Raw genomic sequence first — 15,624 nt, 5'->3', positions numbered from 1 at the left:
AGCCTCAGTTCTTGGCTTTGTCGACCAGCTGGTTCTTGCCGATCCAGGGCATCATCGCGCGCAGCTCGGCGCCGACCTTCTCGATCGGATGCTCGGCGGTGAGCTTGCGGCTCGCCTTGAGTTCGGGCTGGCCGGCGCGGTTGTCGAGCACGAAGCGCTTGACGAACTTGCCGGTCTGGATGTCGTCGAGCACCCGCTTCATCTCGGCCTTGGTGTCCGCGGTGATCATGCGCGGGCCGGTGTGGATGTCGCCATATTCGGCGGTGTTCGAGATCGAGTAGCGCATGTTGGCGATGCCGCCTTCATACATCAGGTCGACGATCAGCTTGACCTCGTGAAGGCACTCGAAATAGGCCATCTCGGGAGCATAGCCGGCTTCGGTCAGCGTCTCGAAACCCGCCATGATCAAGTGGCTGAGGCCGCCGCACAGCACCGCCTGCTCGCCGAACAGGTCGGTCTCGCACTCTTCCTTGAAGGTCGTCTCGATCACGCCCGAGCGGCCACCGCCGATCGCCGAGGCATAGGACAGGGCGATGTCATGCGCGTTGCCGCTGGCATCCTGGGCGATGGCGATCAGGCAGGGGACGCCGCCGCCGCGCTGATATTCGGAGCGCACGGTGTGGCCGGGGCCCTTCGGCGCGATCATGAACACGTCGATGTCGGCGCGCGGCTCGATCAGCCCGAAATGGACGTTGAGGCCGTGGGCGAAGGCGAGTGCCGCGCCGGGCTTGAGATTGGCCGCGAGATCGTCGGCATAGATTGCCGCCTGATGCTCGTCGGGGGCCAGCACCATGATGATGTCGGCCCATTTTGCGGCGTCGGCGTTCGACAGCACCTTGAACCCGGCGCCTTCGGCCTTCTTGGCGGTGGCCGAACCCGGACGCAGCGCGATCGCCACGTCGGCAACGCCCGAATCGCGCAGGTTCTGGGCATGGGCATGGCCCTGGCTGCCATAACCGAGGATGGCGACCTTCTTGGTCTTGATGAGGCCGATGTCGGCATCACGATCATAATAGACGCGCATAGCTTGCTTCCCTGTGGCGCGGCCGGACATTCGGTTGCGATGAAGGCCGTTTGGTTGAAATTCGTCGGGGCCCCGTAACGGGCAAGCGCCCGTCCGTCGACCCCCTGCTTTATAGCAAGGCCCTAAAGCGCCTCTTTGCCCCGGACGATCGCTGCCACCCCGGTGCGGGCGACCTCGACCAGGCCGACTTCACGCATCAGCTCGAGGAACTTGTCGATCTTCTCGGTGCCGCCGGTCACCTCGAAGATGAAGCTCGAGATGGTCGAGTCGACGACGCGGGCGCGGTACACCTCGGCGAGCCGAAGCGCTTCGATCCGATGATCGCCGGTGCCGACCACTTTCACCAGCGCCAGCTCCCGCTCGACATGCGGCCCAAGCACGGTGAGGTCGGTGACCTTGTGCACCGGCACCATGCGATCAAGCTGGGCGACGACCTGGTCGATTACCTGCGGCGTACCGGTGGTGACGATGGTGATCCGGCTGATCTTCTCGTCCTCGGTGACGTCGGCCACCGTCAGGCTGTCGATATTGTAGCCGCGCGCCGAGAACAGGCCGGCGATCCTGGCAAGGATCCCGGACTCGTTGTCGACGGTCACGGACAAGGTGTGCCGATCGGTGGCTTCCTGCTTGATATGCATCTGTCTTTTCTCTGGTCGAAGGACGGTCAGGGCGGCAGCGGGTTCAGACAAGCGCCTTGGCCTCGTCATCCATCTCGCCGACCACCTCGTCGGGTTCGAGGATCATGTCGGTATGCGCCGCGCCGCTGGGGATCATCGGGAAACAGTTGGCGAGCTTCGCCACACGGCAGTCGACCATAACCGGCCCGTCATGCGCGATCATCGCCGCGATCCCGTCGTCGAGATCCGCAGGGTCCTCGATCCGCAGGCCCTTCCAGCCATAAGCCTCCGCCAACTTCACGAAATCTGGCAAGGCATCGCTATAAGACGATGAATAACGGCCGGCGTAGGTCAAGTCCTGCCACTGGCGGACCATCCCCATATATTCGTTGTTGAGGATGAACACCTTCACCGGCAGGCGGAATTGCGTGGCGGTGCCGAGCTCCTGGATGTTCATCTGGATCGAGGCCTCGCCCGCAATGTCGATGACGAGTGCGTTGGGGTTGCCGAGCTGCGCGCCGATCGCGGCGGGCAGGCCATAGCCCATCGTGCCGAGGCCGCCCGAGGTGAGCCACTGATTGGGTCCATCGAAGTCGAAATGCTGGGCCGCCCACATCTGGTGCTGGCCAACCTCGGTGGTGATGATCGGCTTCTTGGCGTGCGTGGCCTCCCACAGCCGCCGGATGGCATGCTGCGGCATGATCTCCTTGATCGATGCCGGGAATTTGAGGCTGTTGCGCGCCCGCCACTCGCCGATCTGGCCGAACCACGGCGCCAGGTTTTGCGGCTGGTGCTGGCGCGCCTTCCATAGCTTGATCATGTCTTCCATTGCGCGGCCCACATCGCCGACAATGCCGAGATCCACCCGCACCGTCTTGTTGATCGAAGAGCGATCGATATCGATGTGGATCTTCTTGGAATGCGGCGAGAAAGCGTCGAGTCTGCCCGTCACCCGATCGTCGAAGCGCGCGCCGAGGCAGACGATCAGATCGGCTCGGTTCATCGCCATATTGGCTTCATAGGTGCCGTGCATGCCGAGCATGCCCAGCCATTGCGGGCTGGAGGCCGGGAAGGCGCCGAGACCCATCAGCGTCGACGTCACCGGCGCGCCCGTGATCCGCGCGAGATCGCGCAGCACCTGGCTTGCGGCCGGGCCCGCGTTAATGATGCCGCCGCCGGTGTAGAGGATTGGACGCTCGGCAGCGGCCATCATCTCCACCGCCGCTTCGATAAGGGCGGTGTCCGCCTTCACCTGCGGGCGATAGCCTTTGTGTGGCAGCGCCTGGATCGAGGGCTTGCGATAGGGCGCCGTCGCGACCTGCACGTCCTTGGGCAGGTCGATGACCACCGGGCCGGGCCGGCCGGACGTCGCGATATGGAAAGCCTCATGAATGACGTCGCCAAGCTGTGCCGGGTCCTTCACCAGATAATTATGCTTGGTGCAGTGGCGGGTGATGCCGACCGTGTCGCACTCCTGGAACGCGTCTGTGCCGATTAGCGGCGTGCCGACCTGGCCGGTCACGATCACCAGCGGAATCGAGTCCATCAGCGCGTCGGCGATCCCCGTCACGGCATTGGTGGCTCCCGGGCCCGATGTCACCAGAACGACGCCAGGCTTGCCCGTCGAGCGTGCATAGCCCTCCGCGGCGTGAACGGCGCCGGCTTCGTGCCGCACCAGAATATGGCGGAGCCGCTTCTGCTTGAACAGAGCATCGTAAATGGGGAGGACGGCGCCGCCCGGATAGCCGAAGATGACCTCGACGCCGAGATCGTTCAGCGCCTGCATCAATATGTCGGCTCCCGTCATTTCGGCAGTCATGGTCATGTCCTTGTTGCGGGCGACGTGCCCTTTCATGAAGCGGCGTGCCCTATATGTAACAAACTACTCTGTCAACGCCATATAACGTAATTTTATTGCTATATCGGCAATATTATTGTCATCGAGTTGCGCGTCGTGCCGTTCCCAGATTTCGGGAAGCTGATGCCGGAACCAGGTATATTGCCGCTTCGCATATTGGCGGGTGGCAGCCTGCGCGCGCTCGATCATCATATCATGATCGGTACGCCCTTCACACCAGTCGATGATATCGCGCACCCCGATCGCGCGCATGGCAGGCAGGCTGGGATCGAGCCGTCGCGCGCGAAGGGCCTCGACCTCGTCGATTGCGCCCTTCTCGAGCATGGCCGCGAAGCGGTCGTTGCAGCGTTCGTACAGCCACGCGCGCGGCGGCAGGAGGATCGCTGGCGCAATCGAGACCTGATCTGATATTCCACCTTCAAGCTGCTGCTGCCAAACGGATAATGATCTTCCTGTCGAGCGGATGACCTCAAGCGCCCGACTGATCCGGGTGATGTCCTGCGGCTTCAGCCGGGCCGCCGCCTGAGGGTCTTCACGCCGCAGCATCACCGCGGCGCGTCCGACGGACATCGCACGCACTTCTGCGCGGATTGCAGGATCGATGTCGGGGATTGGGGCGATGCCATAGAGCAGGGTGCGCAGGTAAAGCCCGGTACCGCCGACGATGATGGGCAGCAGGCCGGCGGCGTGCGCCGAGGCGATCTCTTTGCGCGCGTCTTCGGCCCACTCGGCCGCAGAGCATGCAAATGCGGCGTCGCGATAGCCGAACAGCCGGTGCGGCGCGCGCGCCATTTCGGCTTCGTCGGGGCGCGCCGAAAGGATGCGCAGATCGGCGTAGACCTGGCTGGCATCGGCGTTGATCACGACGCCGCCGGCGATCTCGGCCAACCGCGTCGCCAATGCGGACTTGCCGCTGGCGGTCGGTCCCGCAATAAGCGCGATCGGTTTTTTCGACGGGGAGACGGTCTTGTTCATCGCGACGCTGATAGCATCGGAGCGCCTGCAAGCGGCGGATATTTCCACGGCGCTCGAACTTCTCGCCGATGCCGGTATCAAATCCAATAGGTACAATTGGATAGAGCAGGATATTGCCTGTGATTTGAACTTCGAAAATGATCCGATGGCGGCACGCGCGGCGCTTGAGGGGGCATTTCCTGGCGTCGATGTGATCGTCCAGCGTGCCGCGAACCGGCGTCGAAGGATGCTCGTCGCGGATATGGATTCGACCATGATCACGATCGAATGCATCGATGAACTCGCCGATTATGCCGGGATAAAGCCGCAGATCGCGGAGATCACGGAGCGCGCGATGCGGGGCGAACTGGATTTCGAGGGCGCTCTCGATGCGCGCGTCGGCCTGCTGAAGGGGCTCGACGCGTCGATGATAGACCGCTGCCACGCCGAACGCGTGGTCATCATGGGCGGGGCGCGCGAACTGGTGCGGACGATGCGGGCGAATGGAGCCGATTGCTATCTGGTTTCGGGCGGCTTCACCCTGTTCGCCGATCGGGTCGCGGCGGACATCGGCTTTACCCGCGCGCTGTCGAACATCCTCGAGTTCAGCGGTGGAAAGCTGGCCGGAACGGTAGCCAGGCCCATCATCGGGGCGGCGGCCAAACGGGAGACGCTGCTGGCCGAGGCGGAGGCGCACGGCATCACTCCGGAACAGTGCCTCGCCGTCGGTGATGGAGCCAATGACATCCCGATGATCGAGGCCGCCGGGCTGGGGGTCGCCTATCACGCCAAGCCGAAGACGGCGGCAGCGGCAGCGGCGCGGATCGATCATTGCGATCTTACTGCGCTGCTCTACGCCCAGGGCTATCCAAAAAAAGACTGGGTAAACTGAGTCTTATATGGATGTACTATTATAAGCTCGTAGCTGTGGCTGAGGCGCCCGCTCAGTCGCGGGTCATGTCAGCCGCGATCGCGCCCAGCGCGAAGGCGACGGCCGCTTCCCGGCCATCGAAGCTGACCCTGATCCCGCTTTCGCCGATCTCGCTGACCCGCGCGCAGATTGATCCTGCATGGGGGTGGCGCAGTTCTACTTTGGAGCCGAGCACGGGCGGACGGTTCGTATCGAGCGTCGCGCCGGTGCCGGATATGTCCCGCAGTGCGACCGCCTGAGCCTGTCCTTCGGCCAATAACTCACAGACTTGCCTGCGCCGCCAGCGGCTCGCCATAGCCTCGGGCCGATCTATACGCCGCCACACCGTCATCCACGCCATCCGCAACTGTTCCGGCGAGCTTTATCGCCCGGAAACACCAAGATAGCGTTAAGGTCGACCGCCGATCAGGGCGCCACCGCGAAACAGGCCGAACCCGCCGACTTGATCGCGGCGCATGCCTGGTCGGCAGCCGAGCGCGAACCGAGCGGCCCCGCCTGCAGCCGTGTGAAATTGCCTGCAGCGACGTAGCTGGGACGGAGCGCCCTGATGGCAGGCGTCTTGGCCGACAGCGTCGACCAGGCGCCCTGTGCCCCGTCGGGGCTCGAGAAGGCTCCAAGCTGGACTTTCCATCCACCGCCGGCTGCCGCGACGATCGGTGCGGCGGGCCTGGCTGCGGGCTTGGCCGTCGCCGCGGTGATCTTCGCGGCGGGCGCAGCCACGGGCGCTTTCGAGGGCGGGCTGGACGCTTGCGCGGCCGTTGCGGCGGGGCTGGCGGCAGACGGCGGCGTCGACGGCGGGATGCTGGCCTGGCCAACCGGTTGCGGCGTGCGCTCGGTCCGCAAGGTCAGCGGCGCACCCGGTTCAGAGGCATCGCTTGCGCGCAGGGCCGCAGTCCTCTCCATTTCGCGCGCCAGCGCGAGCCCGGCGAGACGTTGCTGCTCGGGTATGAGCTGGTCCATCTGGGCCAGGCTCGTTGTGGCCGCGCCGATGCCGGATGCCTTGGCACGGGTCATCAAGGCATAAGCGCGCGCCCAGTCCCTGGGCAGCGAATCCCCGTTGAAATAGGCCGTGCCGACGACATATTGCGCCCGCGCTTCGCCCTGGTCAGCGGCTTTCTTGAGCCAGATCATGGCTTCCTCGCGCTGGCCGCTCTGGAACAGCTGGAGGCCGAGGGTCGCCTGGGCTTGCTCATGTCCCGCCGCAGCGGCCTTGCGATACCAGCCGAGCGCCGCGGCAGCATCCGCCGGCACGCCGCGCCCGAGCTTGTAGGCCTGGCCGAGGTTGAACTGTGCATCGGGCTCGCCGGCCGCGGCCGGCCCGCGCCATTCGGCGACCGCCTTGGGATAGTCGCCGGCCAGCCACGCATCGACGCCGGCCTTGGTTTCCGCTGCAGCCGGCAAGGCGATGACGGTAGCAATCACGGCGCAACCGACGAACAAGCTTCTCATACTCTACCGCCCCCGAGACATCGGCATGAATTTGCCGGTTGATAGCGCGTTCGCTTTCCTACGGCGATAGCGAATTCCCGGCGGATATTAACAGATGTCGTTAACCAAAGCTTAGCGGGGGCCATGGCAAACCCGGCAGGATAGCGCGCGATCTGCGCGACATGGGGACCTTGCTGTGCGACAGAGTTGGGCAGGATTTGTGACCGCGGGGTGTGTCTGGCTGGGCCTTGCGGGCATGATGGCGGGCGCTGCGCCGGCCGCCGTAGCGGCCCGGCCGAGCCCCGCATCAGCAGAGCAGCGCGCGGCGTTGCTCGTCGCGTCGGCTCGCGATGCGCTCGCCCAGGGCAATGCCACGATGGCAGTGCGCGATGCCGAGGCGGCGGCATTGATGCTGCCGCGCGATGCGGCAACACGGGCTTTCCTGGGGCGCGCCTACCTCGGCGCCGGCCGTTTCGCTTCCGCCGAAACCGCACTTCGCGATGCATTGACGCTCGATCCGTCGCTGGGTCGCATCGCCGTCAACCGGGCTCTTGCGCAGATCGCGCTGGGCCGAAATGAAGCAGCGCTCGCATCCCTCGAAACCGCGAACGGCCTGGCTCCGGAAGCGGAGATCGGGCTCGCGCTGGCGCTGCTCGGCCATGCCGACGAAGCCCGCGAGCGGCTGCTGGCCGCGGCGCGGATGCCTGGTGCCGATGCCCGCACCCGCCAGAACCTCGCCTTCGCCTGCGCGATCGAGGGCCGCTGGAACGACGCGACGACCATCGCCGCACAGGATGTGCCTGCCGACAGGCTGGCGGAACGCCTTCGCCGCTGGGCCAGGGTGACGCAGTTGAAGGCCGATCCGGCCATGCAGGTTGGCGCTCTGCTCGGCGTCATGCCGGCCGAGGACAGCGGACAGCCGCTCGCTCTGGCGCTCTCGACGCCGCCGAACGCTCCGGACGTGCCGGCGACGGCAATGGCCGAACCGGCGAGCGCCATCCCGACGATACAGGCCGCGCCCGCGACTGCCGCCGAATCGACTCCATCGCCGCTTTCGCCAGCCGTGGCTCAGGCCGCCTCTCTACAACCGGTCACGCACTCTGTTGGTCCTCGGCCTGTTCAGGCGAAGCTCTCCACATCGGTCGCGCCACCGGCGCGCCTCGCGGCGGAAAAGGCACCCCGGGGAAGCTGGGCCGTGCAGCTCGGGGCGTTCACCTCGGCGGGCCGGATCGAGGCCGCCTGGACAGGCCTTGGCCGGCGAGCGCAGTTCCTCAAGACACATGTGCCGACCGGCTCCGGCTTCCGCCAGGGCAGGGCGATGCTGTATCGGCTCTCGGTCAGCGGCTTTGCCAGGCGGAGCGACGCGATCCGGCTCTGCATGAGCATCAAGGCCGTCGGCGGAGCATGTTTCGTGCGGGCTTCGGCCGGCGAGAGGCCCATCCGATGGGCGCAGCGCAACGGCACTGCCGGTAGCGCTTGACGCCGCCAGCCTCGCCTTGCTCAGCCTAGCGCGACACCGCCCTTGATCGTCTGCAACACCTTGCCCTGAACGGGCAGCCCATCGAACGGCGTGTTGCCCGCGCGCGAAGCCATCCGATCCGAATCGATCCGCCAGGGCCGGTCGGGATCGAACAGCACCAGGTCTGCCTCACCGCCGATCGCCAGCGTGCCGCCGGGAAGGCCGAGCAGCCGGGCGGGGGCGGCGGACAGCAGCGCGATCAGTCGCGGCAGATCGACGACGCCATCGCGAACCAGCGTCAATGACAGGGTCAGCAGCGTCTCCGCGCCCGACATACCCGCCTCGGCGTCCGCGAAGGGGAGCCGCTTGGCTTCCGGCCCCTGTGGATCATGGCTCGAGCAGATCAGGTCGATCGTGCCGTCGGCGATCGCCGCCAGTGCGGCGCGGCGGTCATACTCGCTGCGCAGTGGCGGCGATAGGCGGGCAAAGGTGCGAAAGCCGCCGATGGCGATGTCCGACAGGAGCAGATGCGCGGGGCTGATCCCGCAGCTGACCGGCAGTCCGCGCTGCTTGGCGGCGCGGACCAGATCGAAGGCGCGGGCCGTGGACAGCTGGCGGAAATGCAGCCGTGCACCGGTCTGCTCGACAAGCATGATGTCGCGCGCCACCGCCATCGCCTCGGCGGCGGCGGGCGCAGCGGGCAGGCCCATGCGCGTGGCATATTCGCCCTCTGTCGCGACGGCGCCGGCTGTCAGGCCGCCGTCCTCGGCATGGCTGATCACCAGCAGGTCGAGCGCCCGGGCATAAGCCAGCAGCCGGAGCATCACGCCCGAATCGCGGATCCAGCTGCGCCCGGTGGCGACGGCGCATGCCCCGCCGGCCTTCATCAGCCCGATCTCGGCAAGCTCCTGGCCGCCAAGGCCCTTGGTCGCCGCGGCGAGCGGATGGATCCACACATCGGGCTTGCCCGAAGCGGCGGCGCGCTGGACCAGCGCTTCATGGTCGAGCGGCGGCGATTGATCGGGCATCAGCACCGCCCGGGTGATGCCGCCGGCGGTGAAGGCGGGCATGTCGATCGCGAAGGTTCCGACATCGATCAAGCCCGGAGCGACATGCGCTCCGCGCGCATCGATTGTCTCGATATCGGTGGGGATGTCGAAGCTGCCGACCGCCGCGATATGGCGGTCGCGGATCAGCAAGCCGCCCGGGGCAACCGTTCCCGCGCCCGGATCGACCAGCGTGGCGTTGATGATGGCGAGCGGCGCGATCACGCCCAGCCCTCGACGCCGCGCCGGCCGCGGGTCAGCACGTCCAGGCAGGCCATCCGCACCGCAACGCCCATCTCCACCTGTTCGGTAATCGCCGAGCGGGTCGGATGATCCGCAACGCTGCTGGTGATCTCCACGCCCCGGTTCATCGGCCCCGGATGCATCACCAGCGCATCGGGAGCGGCGCGCTCGAGGCGGCTCGGGGTGAGACCGTAGAGCGCGTGATATTCACGCGGCGAAGGCAGATAGGCGCCGTCCATCCGCTCGTTCTGGAGGCGCAGCATCATCACCACGTCGGCGCCATCCAGTCCGGCATCGAAGTCCGTGAACGGGATCGCACCGAGCCGCTCGATCGCCGCCGGCATCAGGGTCGGCGGCGCGATGACGCGCACCTCCGCTCCCAGGGCGGTCAGCGCCAGGATATTGGATCGGGCCACGCGGCTGTGCAGGACATCGCCGCAGATCGCCACGCACAGCCCGGCGATGCGGCCCTTGCGGCGGCGAATGGTCAGCGCGTCGAGCAGCGCCTGGGTCGGGTGTTCATGGCGGCCGTCGCCAGCGTTGAGGACCGGGCAATCGACCTTGTCCGCGATCAACTGCACCGCGCCGGATGACTGGTGACGGATAACGATCATGTCGGCGCGCATGGCGTTGAGCGTCACCGCCGTGTCGATCAGCGTCTCCCCCTTCTTCACGCTCGATTGCGCCGCGTTCATGTTGACGACGTCGGCGCCGAGCCGCTTGCCGGCGATCTCGAACGACAGCAATGTTCGCGTCGAATTCTCGAAGAAGGCGTTGATCAGGGTCAGGCCTGACAGCCGGTCATCATGCTTGGTCGTTGCGCGGTTGAGCGTGATCCACTGCTCGGCTTCGTCGAGCAGGAACATGATCTCGTGCGGCTGAAGCCCATAGATGCCGGTCAGGTGGCGGTGCGGGAAGGGCAAAGGCATTAAAGCCGCGCCATAGACGGGTGTGACGGGAAGCTCAAGCGGATCAGATCATCCCGTCGATCGCGCCCTGCAGGATATAGGCGGCGGCCAGCTTGTCGACCAGCTCGGCGCGGCGGGCGCGGCTCGCGTCGGCGTCGATCAGCGTGCGGGTCACCGCCTGGGTCGACCAGCGTTCGTCCCACAGCAGGATCGGAAGGCCGAAGCCCTCGATGTTGCGGGCGAAGGCGCGCACCGATTGGGTGCGCGGCGAATCGCTGCCGTCGAGATTGAGCGGCAGGCCGACCACGACGCCCCTGATCGACTGCGCGGTCAGCAGCGCCCGCAATTTGGCGGCGTCCACGCTGAACTTGGCGCGGGCGATGGTCTCCGCCGGGCTGGCGATGACCCATCCCGCATCGCATATCGCCACGCCGATCGTCTTCGTGCCGACGTCGAGCCCGGCCAGCCGGCCGCGATCGGGAAGGGCGGCCCGAAAATCCAGCGATGAGGCGAAGATCATTTGGTCAGCCAGGCCTTGGTGCGCGCTTCCGCATCGGCGCGGATATTGCCCCAAAACAGGGCATAGTCGAACACATGATAATTGTTGCCCGGCATGACATAGCGGTCGAAATCCTTGGGAGGCCCGCCGATAAGCAGCAGCCCGGATGGATCGCACCGTGCGGGGACGGCACCGGCGCGCAGGTCGGCGCCCTGGAAATCGGCGCGCGGCACCAGCGAACCAAGATTGGCCGAGGGCAGGGCCGCTGTCGCCGGTGCGCCGCTGAGCGGATTGACGCACAGCATATGCGTGCCGCGCCGCGGCCTGCCGGTCAGGCCGGCGGAGTGGTTGAAAATTTCGTGGATCAGCCGTGGATCCGCGGGTTCGGCGAAACTCTGCCAGGACAGGACGCAGCCGGTCTGGCGCGGGCCCTCGCAGGCGGACAGCCCGAGCGCCGGGACGTCGGCCTCGATGGAGATCGGCCAGCCGATCAGGTAGGCGGCGACGATCCGGCGCGCGATCGGCCTGCCGGCGACCCGTTCCTGCATCAGTCGCATGAGATGGAGGGTGCCCTGGCTGTGCCCGGCCAGGATGATCGGCCGAGCGGCCGGCAGCTGCGCCATGAAAGCGTCGAAAGCACGCAGCACGTCGCCATAGGCCAGATCGAGCGCCTTCTGGCTGTCGGCTGTGTCGGTCAGGAATGCCCCGAGCGTGGCCGAGCGATAGCGCGGTGCCCAGATCGCGCCGATCCGGTTGAAGGCGCTCGCCTCGCTCGATCCGAAGACGCGAAGCCATCTGCGCGAATCGGCATTGTCGAGCGGCGCGTTCCAGCTGGCCTTGGTGAAATAGGTCGTCGGAGGAACGTAGAACACAGCGACATCGGTCGGGCCGCCACCGGCCTCGCCGGCCGGCCGCCAGCGTGCGGGATCGTCGGGAAGGTCGGGGCGCGACAACCAGGATGACGCCTGGCCATAATGGGGCGCCGGCCCGGCCGCGGCGGCATCGAACCTGCCGCCCGGCACGAAGGCCAGGCGCATGAGCTGGTCCTGGAACAGGTTCCAGCCGATTCCGGCGGCCAAGGTAAGCACGATCAACCCCGCGATCACATAGAGGAAACGGCGAGCCAGCACGATGAACTCCGATTGTGCAGTGCAGCATGAACATGCGTGCAGGCAAGTGCGTAGCGGGCAATCGACCTTGCGTGCAATGGCCAGGAGTAGATGACGTCGACCTTGAAGCGGGCGGCGTCGGATGCTAGCCGCCCCGCCATGTCAGTCGATGCCGCTACCGTCCGCAAGATCGCGAGCCTCGCCCGGATTGCCGTTACCGATGGCGATGTCGACGCGATGGTGCCCGAGCTCAACAATATCCTTGGCTGGATCGAACAGCTGGGCGAGGTCGACACCGATGGTGTCGAACCGCTGGCAGCCGTGATTCCCAACCATCAGCGCCTGCGCAGCGATGTCGTCACCGACGGCAATATCCGCGACAAGGTGCTGGCCAACGCGCCGCAGGCCGAACACGGCTTCTTCGCCGTGCCCAAGGTGATAGAATAATGAGCGCGATTACCGATCTGGGCATCAGGGGCCTGCGCGACGGCTTCCGCGCCGGCGACTTCTCGGCGCGCGAAGTGGCCGATGCCTTCAACGACGCTGTCGCGGGCGGCAAGGCGCTCAACGCGTTCATCATCGAGACGCCCGATCATGCGATCGCGGCGGCCGAAGCCGCCGACAAGGCGCGCGCGGCGGGAGAATTGCTGCCGCTGTCGGGCGTGCCGCTCGGCATAAAGGACCTGTTCTGCACGGCCGGTTATCAGACCACGGCGGCGAGCAATATTCTCGGCGGTTTCACGCCGACCTATGAGTCGACGGTCACCACCAAGCTGTTCGCGGCCGGAGCGGGCATGCTCGGCAAGCTCAACATGGACCAGTTCGCGATGGGTTCGTCGAACGAGACCAGCGCGTTCGGAAATGTCGTCTCGCCATGGCGGCGCAACGACGGCGGCAATGCGCCAATGGCGCCGGGCGGCTCGTCGGGCGGTTCTTCTTCGGCCATCGCGGCACGGCTGGTGCCCGCTGCTACCGGCACCGACACTGGCGGCTCGATCCGCCAGCCGGCGGCGTTCACCGGTATCGCGGGGATCAAGCCCACCTATGGCCGCTGCTCGCGCTTCGGGATCATAGCCTTCGCGTCCTCGCTCGACCAGGCTGGTGCGATGGCGCAGGACGTTCGTGACAGCGCGATCCTGCTCGAGGCGATGTCGGGTTTCGATCCGAAGGACTCGACCTCGCTCGATGTCGCCGTTCCGAAGTGGGAAGAGTCTTTAACGAGTGATCTCAAGGGTAAGAAGGTCGGTATTCCCAGGGAATATCGGGTCGATAACATGCCTGCGGAGGTCGATGCGCTCTGGCAGAAGGGCATCGAGTGGCTGCGCGATGCCGGCGCCGAGATCGTCGAGGTGTCGCTACCGAATACCCGCTACGCCTTGCCGACCTATTATATCATCGCGCCTGCGGAGGCTTCATCGAACCTCGCCCGCTATGACGGTGTCCGCTACGGCCTGCGCGACCTGCCGGATGGCGCCAATCTCCAGGATATGTATGCCGCGACCCGTTCCAAGGGCTTCGGCCCCGAGGTCAAGCGTCGCATCCTGATCGGCACCTATGTGCTGTCGGCAGGCTTTTACGATGCCTATTATACCAAGGCGCAGAAGGTCCGGGCGCTGATCGCGCGGGACTTCGAGCAGGCGTTCGAAAAGGTCGACGTGCTGCTGACCCCGACCGCGCCATCGGCCGCATTCGCGCTCGGCGAGAAAAGCGCCGATCCGCTCGAAATGTACCTGAACGACGTCTTCACCGTGCCCGCGAGCCTTGCCGGCCTGCCTGCGATGTCGGTGCCTGCCGGCCTCGACGCCAAGGGACTGCCGCTCGGCCTGCAGATCATCGGCCGCCCGCTCGACGAGCAGGGCGTGCTCAATGCCGGCCTCGCGATCGAGGCGCGCGCGGGTTTCACCGCCAAGCCGCAGAACTGGTGGGCAAAATGAGCAGCTATCGTATCCAGGGCGCAACCGGCGAATGGGAGGTCGTGATCGGCCTCGAAGTCCATGCGCAGATCGTTTCCAAGGCCAAGCTGTTCTCGGGCGCCTCGGCGACTTTCGGTGCCGAGCCCAACGCCAATGTCTCGCTGATCGACGCGGCGATGCCCGGCATGCTGCCGGTGCCGAACGAGGAATGCATCCGCCAGGCGGTCAAGACCGGCATGGCGCTGGGCGCCGAGATCAACCGCTGGTCGCGCTTCGACCGCAAGAATTATTTCTACGCCGATCTGCCGCAGGGCTACCAGATCTCGCAGCTCTACCATCCGCTGGTCGGCGAAGGCGCGATCACCATCGATGCCGACGAGAAATCTGGCATCACCGAACCAAAGCGGATCGGCATCGAACGCCTCCATGTCGAACAGGATGCCGGCAAGCTGATGCACGACCAGCATCCGACCCGCTCCTATGTCGATCTCAACCGCTCGGGCGTGGCACTGATGGAAATCGTGTCGAAGCCGGACATGCGTTCTCCCTCGGAAGCAGGGGCTTACCTGCGTAAGCTCAGATCTATCCTCCGCTATGTCGGCAGCTGCGACGGCAATATGGAAGAAGGCTCGATGCGCGCCGACGTCAACGTCTCGGTGCGCAAGGTTGGCGACGATCTGGGTACCCGCACCGAGACCAAGAACGTCAATTCGATCCGCTTCGTTATGGCGGCGATCGAGGGCGAGGCCAATCGCCAGGTCGACGTGCTCGAAGCCGGCGGCCGGATCGTCCAGGAAACCCGCCTGTACGATCCCGACCGCAATGAGACGCGGTCGATGCGCTCCAAGGAGGACGCGCACGACTATCGCTATTTCCCCGATCCCGATCTGCTGCCGCTCGAACTGACCGAGGACTATGTCGCGGCCTGTGCCGCCGAGCTGCCCGAACTCCCCGATGCCAAGCGCGCGCGCTACGAGGGCGTGCTCGGCCTGCCAGCCTATAACGCCGCGGTGATCACCGCCGATGTCGAGACCGCGCGCTGGTTCGAGGCGCTGGTCGAGGCGACCGGGAAGCCTGCCGGCGATGTCGGCCGCGCGGCGTCGAACTGGCTGATTTCCGATCTTTTCGGGGCGCTCAACCGGCTCGGCAAGTCGATCGAGCAAAGCCCGGTCAGCCCGAGGCAGGGCGCCGAACTGCTCGGCCTGGTGGCTGACGGGACATTGTCGGGCACGCTGGCCAAGCAGGTGTTCGAGATCATGCTGGAAACGGGCGAGGACCCTGGCAGGATCGTGGAGGAGCGCGGGCTTAAGCAGACGAGCGATACCGGCGCGATCGAGGCGGTGATCGCCGAGGTGATGGCCGCCAATGCCGACAAGGTCGCGGACTATCGCGGCGGCAAGGACAAGCTGTTCGGCTTCTTCGTCGGCCAGACGATGAAGGCGATGGCGGGCAAGGCGAATCCGGGCGTGGTCAACGACCTGCTGAAGAAGGCGCTGGGCTAACCGCCCCCACCTCCGCCGTCGTTCCGGCAGAGGTCGGAATCTCTGGAGAGCAGCGCGCGCGATCACAGCCAGACTCCGGCCTCTGCCGGAGTGACGGCCGTCGCGCATAACTGATCGCTTCCGCCTCCGGCTC

General features: G+C 66.0%; 15 protein-coding genes. 5 read left to right on the top strand and 10 right to left on the bottom strand.

Annotation, left to right across the window (positions count from 1 at the left end):
* Positions 1-4: 4 nt before the first annotated feature.
* The 4 genes from ilvC to miaA all read right to left on the bottom strand — a co-directional run bounded on the left by ilvC (position 5) and on the right by miaA (position 4,474).
* A complete protein-coding gene (gene ilvC / locus AC1DQK_RS01745) occupies positions 5-1,024 on the bottom strand; it encodes a ketol-acid reductoisomerase (RefSeq protein ID WP_477866718.1) in 1,020 nt (339 codons plus the stop codon).
* A 122-nt stretch (positions 1,025-1,146) separates the two neighbouring features.
* Positions 1,147-1,662 (bottom strand): acetolactate synthase small subunit, encoded by a 516-nt coding sequence (gene ilvN, locus AC1DQK_RS01740; RefSeq protein WP_477866716.1) that lies wholly within the window; start codon positions 1,660-1,662, stop codon positions 1,147-1,149.
* A 43-nt stretch (positions 1,663-1,705) separates the two neighbouring features.
* Positions 1,706-3,460, bottom strand: a complete 1,755-nt coding sequence (locus AC1DQK_RS01735; RefSeq protein ID WP_477866714.1) for an acetolactate synthase 3 large subunit — start codon at positions 3,458-3,460, stop codon at positions 1,706-1,708.
* A 63-nt stretch (positions 3,461-3,523) separates the two neighbouring features.
* A complete protein-coding gene (gene miaA / locus AC1DQK_RS01730; protein WP_477866712.1) occupies positions 3,524-4,474 on the bottom strand; it encodes a tRNA (adenosine(37)-N6)-dimethylallyltransferase MiaA in 951 nt (316 codons plus the stop codon).
* Between miaA and serB the strand changes: the two genes are divergently transcribed.
* Complete coding sequence (gene serB / locus AC1DQK_RS01725) at positions 4,467-5,345, top strand: phosphoserine phosphatase SerB (protein ID WP_477866710.1); 879 nt, start codon at positions 4,467-4,469, stop codon at positions 5,343-5,345. The genes miaA and serB overlap by 8 nt on opposite strands.
* Positions 5,346-5,397: 52 nt before the next feature.
* On the opposite strand, the gene AC1DQK_RS01720 is transcribed toward serB, so the two are convergent.
* Positions 5,398-5,724 (bottom strand): PilZ domain-containing protein, encoded by a 327-nt coding sequence (locus AC1DQK_RS01720; protein WP_477866708.1) that lies wholly within the window; start codon positions 5,722-5,724, stop codon positions 5,398-5,400.
* Positions 5,725-5,789: 65 nt separating this feature from the next.
* Positions 5,790-6,833 carry an SPOR domain-containing protein gene (locus tag AC1DQK_RS01715; RefSeq protein WP_477866706.1) on the bottom strand — a complete coding sequence of 348 codons (1,044 nt, stop codon included), beginning with the start codon at positions 6,831-6,833 and terminating at the stop codon, positions 5,790-5,792.
* A gap of 199 nt (positions 6,834-7,032) precedes the next feature.
* On the opposite strand from AC1DQK_RS01715, the gene AC1DQK_RS01710 reads away from it, so the two are divergent.
* Positions 7,033-8,292 (top strand): SPOR domain-containing protein, encoded by a 1,260-nt coding sequence (locus AC1DQK_RS01710; protein WP_477866704.1) that lies wholly within the window; start codon positions 7,033-7,035, stop codon positions 8,290-8,292.
* A gap of 20 nt (positions 8,293-8,312) precedes the next feature.
* Here the strand turns inward: AC1DQK_RS01710 and AC1DQK_RS01705 are convergent, their stop codons facing one another.
* From AC1DQK_RS01705 to AC1DQK_RS01690, 4 genes are read right to left on the bottom strand one after another with little or no spacing between them, the layout of a single operon-like run.
* On the bottom strand, positions 8,313-9,542 hold the full coding sequence (locus AC1DQK_RS01705) for a dihydroorotase (RefSeq protein WP_477866702.1): 1,230 nt from the start codon (positions 9,540-9,542) through the stop codon (positions 8,313-8,315).
* Positions 9,539-10,489 (bottom strand): aspartate carbamoyltransferase catalytic subunit, encoded by a 951-nt coding sequence (locus tag AC1DQK_RS01700; RefSeq protein ID WP_477866700.1) that lies wholly within the window; start codon positions 10,487-10,489, stop codon positions 9,539-9,541. Before AC1DQK_RS01700 ends, AC1DQK_RS01705 begins: the two co-directional genes overlap by 4 nt.
* A 43-nt stretch (positions 10,490-10,532) precedes the next feature.
* Positions 10,533-10,988, bottom strand: a complete 456-nt coding sequence (gene ruvX / locus AC1DQK_RS01695; protein ID WP_477866698.1) for a Holliday junction resolvase RuvX — start codon at positions 10,986-10,988, stop codon at positions 10,533-10,535.
* Complete coding sequence (locus AC1DQK_RS01690; protein ID WP_477866696.1) at positions 10,985-12,097, bottom strand: DUF3089 domain-containing protein; 1,113 nt, start codon at positions 12,095-12,097, stop codon at positions 10,985-10,987. Before AC1DQK_RS01690 ends, ruvX begins: the two co-directional genes overlap by 4 nt.
* A 138-nt stretch (positions 12,098-12,235) precedes the next feature.
* On the opposite strand from AC1DQK_RS01690, the gene gatC reads away from it, so the two are divergent.
* Genes gatC through gatB form a run of 3 tightly spaced genes read left to right on the top strand, consistent with a single transcriptional unit; the run spans position 12,236 to position 15,491 of the window.
* On the top strand, positions 12,236-12,523 hold the full coding sequence (gene gatC / locus AC1DQK_RS01685) for an Asp-tRNA(Asn)/Glu-tRNA(Gln) amidotransferase subunit GatC (protein ID WP_477866987.1): 288 nt from the start codon (positions 12,236-12,238) through the stop codon (positions 12,521-12,523).
* Positions 12,523-14,010, top strand: a complete 1,488-nt coding sequence (gatA, locus tag AC1DQK_RS01680; RefSeq protein ID WP_477866694.1) for an Asp-tRNA(Asn)/Glu-tRNA(Gln) amidotransferase subunit GatA — start codon at positions 12,523-12,525, stop codon at positions 14,008-14,010. The genes gatC and gatA overlap by 1 nt, the downstream gene beginning before the upstream one ends.
* Positions 14,007-15,491: an Asp-tRNA(Asn)/Glu-tRNA(Gln) amidotransferase subunit GatB gene (gene gatB, locus AC1DQK_RS01675; protein ID WP_477866692.1), complete on the top strand. Its 1,485-nt coding sequence runs from the start codon at positions 14,007-14,009 to the stop codon at positions 15,489-15,491. The genes gatA and gatB overlap by 4 nt, the downstream gene beginning before the upstream one ends.
* The last annotated feature ends 133 nt before the right edge of the window (positions 15,492-15,624 follow it).

The sequence above is a fragment of the Rhizorhabdus sp. P4_G5 genome (assembly GCF_056401065.1).
The sequence above is the reverse complement of the archived record's forward strand: the minus strand, read 5'-3'. Positions and strand labels throughout refer to the sequence as shown.